This is a genomic window from Ruegeria halocynthiae (assembly GCF_900106805.1).
GTDB lineage: Bacteria > Pseudomonadota > Alphaproteobacteria > Rhodobacterales > Rhodobacteraceae > Ruegeria > Ruegeria halocynthiae.
Genome location: NZ_FNNP01000010.1, coordinates 102,808 through 111,290, shown reverse-complemented (window position 1 = coordinate 111,290; position 8,483 = coordinate 102,808). Strand labels below are relative to the sequence as shown.

The following is an 8,483-nucleotide window of genomic DNA, read 5'->3' as shown; positions in this document are numbered from 1 at the left end:
CCTAGCAGTGATACACAACTGCAGTATGGCGCATTGCGACGCCGGTTGGAGCAGGAGCTATCCACCCCATCGGGTTCGACGGGCCGCAGTGCAGCGACTGTAGAGTGGTGCGAAAGGCAGGAAAGGGCCGTCCACACCTGAGCGAGGGGGGCAGTCAAAAAGATGCGGCGATCGCCGAGGCCGCGCTTCGGCCCAACCTACAGGCTGTTTCCGAGAAGAGCCAAGACCAACTCGATCTGCAAGCGCTGCACAGAGTTGAGATCACGTTTGGTGTCTCGCCGGACGGCGAAGATCAATTAGATCCGCGCCTTCCTGATTGAGCAGGGCATCACGGTTCGGAAAGAGCTGCGTGCTTTGAAGAACTCGTTCGAGACGATTTTTGAGGCGCGCAAAGACGAGATATCGCCGAGGATGCGTTCGATCCTGATCAGTCTCTATGGCGACTGGATGTGGTCGGACGATCGGATTGAGAAAGTGTCAGCAGAAATCGAAGAGATCAGCCGAACCAAAGAGAACTGCATTAACGTTATGACGGTGTCTGGCATTGGCCCGATGATCTCGACAGCGATGGACGCAGCCATCGGTGAAGGCGAGGCCGGATGTGTCGCAAACTTTTTGTCTGAATTGACGGGCACGTAGGTTCTGACGATTGTACTCAGCGAATAGTTCTCTAACAGGTTTTTGCATGATCTCTTTGAAAGGCTGCCATTTCCCCAAGGATGCGGTTCTGTACGCTGTGTACTTCTATTTACGGTACACAGCGTCGTATCGGGACTTGGAAGAGATCATGGCTGAACGCGGCGTGTGGGTGGACCACGCCACTCACAACAGGTGGGTTGTGAAATATTCACCGTTGATTGCAGTGAGAGCGCAATCGAAGAAACGCCCAACGCTGAACTCCCGGCGCATGGACGAGACATATGTACGTGTGCGCGGCAGATGGATGTATCTCTATCGGGCTGTCGACAAAGCTGGAGTTACCCTTGATTTCATGCTGTCCGAGCGCAGAAACCGTCCAGCTGCAGCCAAGTTCTTTGCCAAGGCGCTATCGTCAAATGGGTTCCCACGTAAGATTGTTATCAACAAGAGCGGTGCCAACGCGGCGGGCATCCGAGAAATTAACAAAATCCTTAATCGGTTTGGCTACCCAGCCATAATCTAAACAGTCAAGTTCAAATATTTGAACAACATGATCGAACAGGATCATCGGTTCATCAAGCGTCGCATCCGGCACATGTGCGGGATCAAGTCGTTCAGATCCGCTTCGGCTACTCTGGACGGCATTGAAGCCGCCAACATGATCCGGAAACAGCAATTCTCCAGCGGAGCCACTTCTGGCTTTCGGGTGTTTGCTGAGATCGTAGGATAAGTGTGCCCAGTAAGACACTGACTCTGGCCGTTCCAAAAGTTTGCGACACAATTCACGTGTAGTTCTGTATTACAATCTTTGAAGTTTCTTTATACGCAATATTTTACCTTTTTGACCACTACAACAACACCTTGTTAAGAGACCATTCACCTCCCTTCAGTTCGACTTTTATAAGCAGGAGTTTTTTGATAAATCCAAACCCAAACCGCCCCACTTTTTGTCGCACTCGACTTCGCATTAGCATCCACCCCCCTGCCCTCTTACCAATAGATCAAGCATCGCTAACCGCTTACTGCGCGCACAGATTGCCAGCCGAAATACTGCGGCTTACAATTACAAATCGCATTTTTGATCTGGTACTCACTTTGGCTTGGTGCACCGCTGGAGTCCTCGACACCCAGAGTGACGGCAAAGGTCCTATTCTTTGATCTTATTTATGAGTCAAGCGACACCCTGAATTAAGAATGTATGGGAGGTTGGCAAAGCATTGTGACATGCGCTTAAACATTGGAACGAAACGAACAATTCCGCGCCCTATCGCTGAGCACGCTGAAGGGCATGTTGAGCCTGGCCTACGCAGATCTGTCTTTGCACCTATGAACCGCATAGGCGCAAAAGTATCAGGACAACATCACAGAAGTACCCTGCGGCCATTCCTTTGGAAAGTATGAATACGCGGCGCTGTGATCTTTCAGCGCACGCATGGAAAATAGCTTTCCCAAACAGTCTTACCCGTGGGTAAGGTCTTCCTCTTCCCACAAATCTTCAATCAATGCAGCGACCGCTCGCTCGAGCCTGCCACGATCAACTCGCGTGAAATCAAGATCGTAGCGAAGTTCGATACGGCCGCTGGAAGCTGAACATTTTGCGATCCCTGCCCTGCCCGTCACTTGGAATGTTATTTTCGCGCGACGCGGCTTTCCTACGGTTTCGACCTTCGGTTTCGATACAGCCGTGTTTTCCGACACAAGGAACGCGCGAAGAATCGAAACTTCACGCGCGCTGTCACGGTCGGGTTCAACTAGTAAGGCTTTGTTGATCTGGCCAATCAAACCTGGATCAGCATCCAGCTTGCGCTTGAGCTCAACACCCACATTCCGTGGTATCTCATTCGGGTGTAAAAGTACTTTCTCCATCATCGCCAACAAACTTGCAAAGGCCCGAATATAGCTGCGCTTCGTATAGCTTGCAGATTTAAACAAGACCGACACCGCCTTATCGACATCGGGGCAATCGTTGGCCGCATCCTCTGCAAAGGCGCGGGCAAGCGCACCCATTTCTGCAAAGGAGATATCCTTTCGGATCAAATTCTCATCGACCATACGACGGTAGCTGTCATCCAGTGCCGCAGCATCGGAGATCCCGGCGGGAATAGTCGCGAAACGATCATCACCTGTCTCCAGATGTAATGCGCGAAATGCCGACAATCTGCGCATCCCTTGGATCAAATCATACTTACCATCGGCTCGCCGCTCGACCCGAATCGGATTCGATAACCCCACATCCCGAATTGAATCTTTCAGTTCATCCAACTCAGGATCGGGGCCAGGCTTACGGTCGCGCGTCAATCGTTCTGTAACAACATCGCTCAAAGCGATCTGTTCAGTCACAAAGCCTTCGGAACGCAAGCGCACAAGCTCATGAGCCAACCGATCATTTTCGATCCGGATCGCGTCCTCCGTAGACTGCTGATCGCGGAGCGCCTCAGCATTCTCAGAAATAGCAGCGGCCATTGGGCCCCGTCGTTTCTCCTGAGCTTTATCCGTGTCTTCGCCAACCGGGATATTTTCCATCGCTGGCAGGTCGATATCGAACATTCTGCGTTTGCGGCTCATGCGTCATCCTCCAGCTTGTCCCAGGCCGACAGCATGACGTCCCGGAATTCATCATATACATTGTCAAAGGTTGAACGCGCGCGACGCCAGGTTTCCCGTGTCATCTCACGATAATCCATCTCGTAGACCGAACTCAGGAACCTACCAGATTGCTCGACCGCGCGTGTCATTTCAACCGGATGCGTGGCAAGATGATCCCCAAATACTTTGCGAAACGCATCATACATCGCTGTGTGAAGCGCATTGCCGGGCTCGTATCGCGTAAGCAGAAACCGAATCTCACAGAATGTCTTGGGCAAACCGATCTTACCCGTGGGTAAGGTCTTGTCGAAGCCATATGCCAGATCTTCCAGCGCCTCTGCCAACTGGCCGATAAAAGACGTGGTCGAGTCATACTCCCAATAGCCCGGGCCGGAAGGGATATACAGCATATCTGCCGCGAATACGGCGTTCATTGATTGATAGCCGATCGCTGGTGGGCAATCGAATAAAATCAGATCGTAGGCATCATCTGGTATCTGATCCAGATAACGGGACACAGCTGCAAAAAATGACCATTCGGGATTAAGGTGCCGATACTGCGCCGAGGCGAATTCAACGAAGGCCGCATTTGCACACGAGGGTACTGCATCAATGGTCGACCAGGAGGTCTGTTTGATAAAGTCCGAAATGCGCAGATCGCCAAGCCCCATGTCAGTGATCGACGGCGGCAACTCTCGGCGGGGCAGGGCGGTACCAGATTCGGCTGCCGCAGGACGGCTGTTCATCCTCGTTGTCTCGCGGATCAGGTCACGCGCCATGATGCCCCAGACTGTGTAGTCTTCAGCAACGTCGGTCAGTCCCATCGAATGGCTAAGAGTAGCCTGTGGGTCGAAATCCACCACCAGTACGCGATATCCGTCCAGAGCTGCCGCGTGCGCAAGATGCAAGGCAACCGTTGATTTGCCTGCGCCCCCTTTGAAATTGGCAACCGCGGCACGAATCGCTCGCCTACCTGCCGGACGGGGCGGTGTAAGTGCTTTGCGATTGATCTTGAGCCGTCGCCGCAGTTCGTTGACCTCTTCAAGACTGAACCAGCGCTGGCGCCCATCCGGCTCGACTTCGCCGCCCGGCAACGAGGGATCGGCGGCCAGCTTCCCCCGGAACGTTGATTGATTCACCTTAAAGATCAGCTCGGACACTTCCCAACTTGAAAACCGCCGCAGGGTCTTTTCCATCTCGGGACTGAAGGTCTGTTGCCGAATCCATCCCTGCAACTTCAGGGACTGATTGCGCAGTGTATTTAGTTCTTCGTGGGTGTACATGCCTCAATTCTCATTTGTTGGACGTTATTCTTGTGCTGTTTGTTATTTACGCCTGATTTGCACTTTTGGCAAAAGAAATTATTCTAGGAATACGATCTTACCCACGGGTAAGAAAACAAGGCCCTACAGGGATCTGAGCGATTCGGAGCGCGGCGATGATACAAAGGTACAATTGCATTGGTTCGCACGCAGCATTTGGGGGGACAGACCAGCGAATTATACGGTATATAGGGGGGCAAAATCGATATATAAGGGGACACATAGAATGTCCCCCCTCACCATAACTTCACCGATTTCTTTATTAATTTGATATTGGAATGAGGCGCTCAATTGCTGCAATTTCGACGAGCTCTTGACAGAATCGAAGTATTGGACGCTAATCAGGTCACGATCAGGAAAAGCGTTGGCTAACGACGTATTCAAAGCGGGACCAACCCGCATGAGGCTGAAAAGAGCGGCGAGGACACGAATGCAGGTTGCGAAACCAGTCGGGCGAAATGCGCCTGCGCTAAAGTATGACATTCTGTCGGCATTGGCCGTCCACGCTCTGTCGGGTGACAAGCATCGGCAGCGCAGTGTTCTTCGCATCACGGCGCTCATCACTACCCGATATAACTGGCGCTCGAACGAGCTGTCGATCGGACGAGAAGAGATTGCGCGCCTGTGGTCGGTGAACGAGCGTACGGTAAAACGAGAGATGGCTAAGCTGCGTAGCGCGGGCTGGATCGCGGTTAAGCGGCCAGCAGCGCGTGGGCGGGTTGCAGTATATGAGATTGATCTCAAGCAGATCTTGCTGGACACAGTTGATGTCTGGCGGGTAATTGGAACCGATTTTCAGGAAAGAATGCAGCAGGAGCCGGCAGAAGATAACAATGTTGTTCCGTTCCAACCAAAGCCTGCGATTCCTCCGCCTCAGGGCGAGGATGTCTGGGCGCAGGTTCAGGAAATTCTCCATAACCGCGATCCCGAGCTTTGGTCCAGCTGGTTCCGGCATCTGAACGAAGCTGAAAGGGCAGGGGGACAGGTCACGCTGATTGCGCCCTCCCGATTCATGGCCGATTACATTGCTCAGAAGTGGCCCGCGAGGGTTCTGGCGGCCTATGCTCGTATCGACCCTTCGATTCGTGCGCTGCGCATCGAAGCTGCAGATTAAGACTGGAACCAAGGCGGGCTTGCTCAATAGGGACCGGGCGACTATCTAGCGGGAACGGTTTATGAGCATGTCAGGGCTGACATGTTTCAATCCTGATCACAGTGGACATGTGCATTGCAAAAGATCAAATCAAAAATTTCTGCAGTTTTGGATGATTCCATCCTGTGGCGGCTGCTGGCCGAGAATATGCGTGAACAGATGGTGCCTTATATCATTGCGATAATCGCAATGGTGTTTGTTGCAACAACCACTGCCAGTATCGCCTTTATCATGCGCGATGTGGTGGATTCTCTTTTCGACAGCGAAAATTCAGCCAAGATACTGGGCGTGTCAGTGGCTGTATTCTCGATTTTCTTTGTCAAAGGCGTGGCGACATATATCCAGATTGTGGCTTTGACACGTGCCGGGAATCGGATTGTCTCGAAACAGCAGATCAAGCTGTATGACAAGTTGCTGCGGCAGGGCGTCTCGTTCTTCAACCTGACAGAAAGTTCGGATTTGCTGTTGAAGGTCACGCAAACGGCTCAGGCCGCGCGCACGGTGATCGAGATCATGGTTACCACCGCGGTTCGTGACATGCTTACGCTGATCGGACTGCTGGCTGTGATGTTTTATCAACAGCCGATCCTGTCCTTGTTTACCCTGATTGTTGGTCCATTGGCCGTTTTGGGAGTTCGGCTACTGCTTCGTAAGGTTCGTGAGATCGCGGATATGGAATTGCAGTCGATGGGCGCGATCATGAAGGTCATCCAGGAGACCTCGGCCGGTATTCGCGTGGTCAAGGCCTTTGGGTTGGAAGAACGCATGGCCGGACAGATGAACTCAGCGGTGAAAAGTGTTGAGAAGCGCCGTAACAAACTTGCGCGTCTGCAGGCCGCAACCAGCCCTCTGACGGATATTCTGGCGGGGTTTGCGATTGCCTCGGTTATCGGGTTGAGCGCGGGCAAATTGTTTGGAGCCGCCGCTTCAACACCGGGTGAACTGATGTCGTTCGTTACTGCCGTGATGATGGCTTATGAGCCTGCCAAGCGCTTGACCAAAGTGCGGGTCAAGATGGAGCTTGGGCTGCGGCGGGTGCAAATGTTGTTCAACATGCTGGACGAGCCGGAAACCTTGCCAGAAGAGGCCAATCCAAAAACCCTGCCGGACGGACCGCGCGAGGTTGTGTTCAATGACGTCTCATTTGGCTATCGCCGCCGAGATCCGATCCTGAAAGGTCTTTCGCTGACCTTTGAAGCTGGTCAGACCACCGCTCTGGTCGGCCTGTCCGGTGGTGGTAAATCAACCATACTGAATCTGGCCTTGCGTTTGTACGACCCGCTCGGTGGTTCGGTTTCAATCGATGGGCAGGACATCAAGTTCGCATCTTTCAAATCGCTGCGAAAAAACATGTCTTTTGTAGGCCAGGAGACCTTCCTTTTCTCTGCCTCGATTGCCGATAACATCCGGTTTGGTCGAGAAGACGCGTCACAGGAAGAAGTGATCGAGGCTGCCAAAGCCGCCAACGCCTATGATTTCATCATGACGCTCGAGGACGGCTTTGACACCATGGTCGGCGAAAACGGCGCCTTCCTATCTGGGGGTCAAAAGCAACGCCTTGCGATTGCGCGCGCGCTATTGCGCGACAGCCCGATCCTGTTGCTTGACGAGCCTACCAGCGCGCTGGATTCAAAGTCCGAGCATCTGGTTCAGGAAGCGCTGAGTCGGCTGACCGAAGGGCGCACAACGATCATTGTGGCGCACAGGCTTTCGACGATCATGCACGCCGACAAGATCGTGGTAATCGAAAGTGGTGAGGTCTTGGAACAGGGCAATGCCGCGCAATTGCTGCAAAAACCGGGCCCGTTCAAGACGCTCTATGACCATCAGTATTCCAACGCCGTCCATGCAGAGTGACTCCGGCGCGATCCAGCAACCCAAATCTGCAACGGTGCCTACCTCCTTGCGGGCGTCGGTTATTGTTCCGACCTATCAAAGCTGGGACCAATTGCAGGTTTGTCTGGACGGGCTCGCATCGCAGACGCTGAATGCGGATCAATTCGAGATATTTGCCGTCAATAACGACCCGTCTGATCCCGTGCCTGAAGGGTTCCGCCTGCCAGTGAATGCGCGCATTCTGAGCGAGGCGAAGCCAGGTTCGTACGCGGCCCGGAATTGCGGCATCCAAGAGGCAAGTGCGGAGCTGCTGTTTTTCACCGATTCCGATTGCCAACCCGATCCGCATTATCTGGAAGCCGGATTGAAGATGGCACAAGTTCACCCTGAGGTTGGCCGGTTTGGCGGAAACGTTGTGCTGATACCGAATGGGCGGGACTGGACGGTGACCGAGCTCTATGACGTACACTTAGGGTTGGAGCAGAAGAAATGGGTTGAACGTGGGCGCGCAGTCACGGCCAACCTGATTGTTCGGCGTTGCATTATGGATCGCATCGGCCGGTTTAATGATAAGGTACTGTCCGGTGGTGACATGGAATGGAACGATCGCGCCAAAGCGGCTGGAGAGCCGATCCTTTTTGCTGCAGATGCCATTGTGCGGCATCCGGCACGTGGTAGCTTGGGCGATCACCTCAGCAAAGCCCGCCGCATCGAAGGCGCCAGGATCCGCCGCAATGAAAGCCGCGGGTTCGTGAATTACATTCCACCTGTGCAAAAACTGATCCCGTCTTTTAAGACGTTGAAAAACCTACTGAAGAATCCGGGTCTAACATCTGCGCAGGCGATTGGTGTTTGGGGCGTTCACTATGCGATCCGCGTGGTGAAAATAACCGAGACCATACGCCTTCTCTGGCTGAGGCGGCCAGATCAGCGGAAGTGAAGTGGAA

5 protein-coding genes and 2 pseudogenes are annotated in these 8,483 nt (G+C 53.3%); 5 read left to right on the top strand and 2 right to left on the bottom strand.

Annotated elements, in window-relative coordinates; translation table 11 throughout:
* Nucleotides 1-59 precede the first annotated feature (59 nt).
* A pseudogene (locus BLU89_RS18275) lies at nt 60-594 on the top strand (transposase); the annotation flags it as partial.
* 91 nt (nt 595-685) lie between these two features.
* Nucleotides 686-1,369: pseudogene (locus BLU89_RS18270) on the top strand (IS6 family transposase).
* Between the two features lie 728 nt (nt 1,370-2,097).
* Here BLU89_RS18270 and BLU89_RS18265 read toward each other — a convergent pair.
* Nucleotides 2,098-3,186 (bottom strand): ParB/RepB/Spo0J family partition protein, encoded by a 1,089-nt coding sequence (locus BLU89_RS18265; RefSeq protein ID WP_342722327.1) that lies wholly within the window; start codon nt 3,184-3,186, stop codon nt 2,098-2,100.
* 14 nt (nt 3,187-3,200) lie between these two features.
* Nucleotides 3,201-4,508 carry an AAA family ATPase gene (locus BLU89_RS18260; RefSeq protein ID WP_074738711.1) on the bottom strand — a complete coding sequence of 436 codons (1,308 nt, stop codon included), beginning with the start codon at nt 4,506-4,508 and terminating at the stop codon, nt 3,201-3,203.
* Between the two features lie 469 nt (nt 4,509-4,977).
* On the opposite strand from BLU89_RS18260, the gene BLU89_RS18250 reads away from it, so the two are divergent.
* From BLU89_RS18250 to BLU89_RS18240, 3 genes are all read left to right on the top strand, one after another.
* Nucleotides 4,978-5,661 carry a DnaA N-terminal domain-containing protein gene (locus tag BLU89_RS18250; RefSeq protein WP_074738707.1) on the top strand — a complete coding sequence of 228 codons (684 nt, stop codon included), beginning with the start codon at nt 4,978-4,980 and terminating at the stop codon, nt 5,659-5,661.
* Between the two features lie 114 nt (nt 5,662-5,775).
* Entirely contained in the window at nt 5,776-7,557 is a 1,782-nt protein-coding gene (locus BLU89_RS18245) for an ABC transporter ATP-binding protein (protein ID WP_083347795.1), read from the top strand.
* Complete coding sequence (locus tag BLU89_RS18240; protein ID WP_245709788.1) at nt 7,520-8,476, top strand: glycosyltransferase family 2 protein; 957 nt, start codon at nt 7,520-7,522, stop codon at nt 8,474-8,476. The genes BLU89_RS18245 and BLU89_RS18240 overlap by 38 nt, the downstream gene beginning before the upstream one ends.
* Nucleotides 8,477-8,483: the final 7 nt, after the last annotated feature.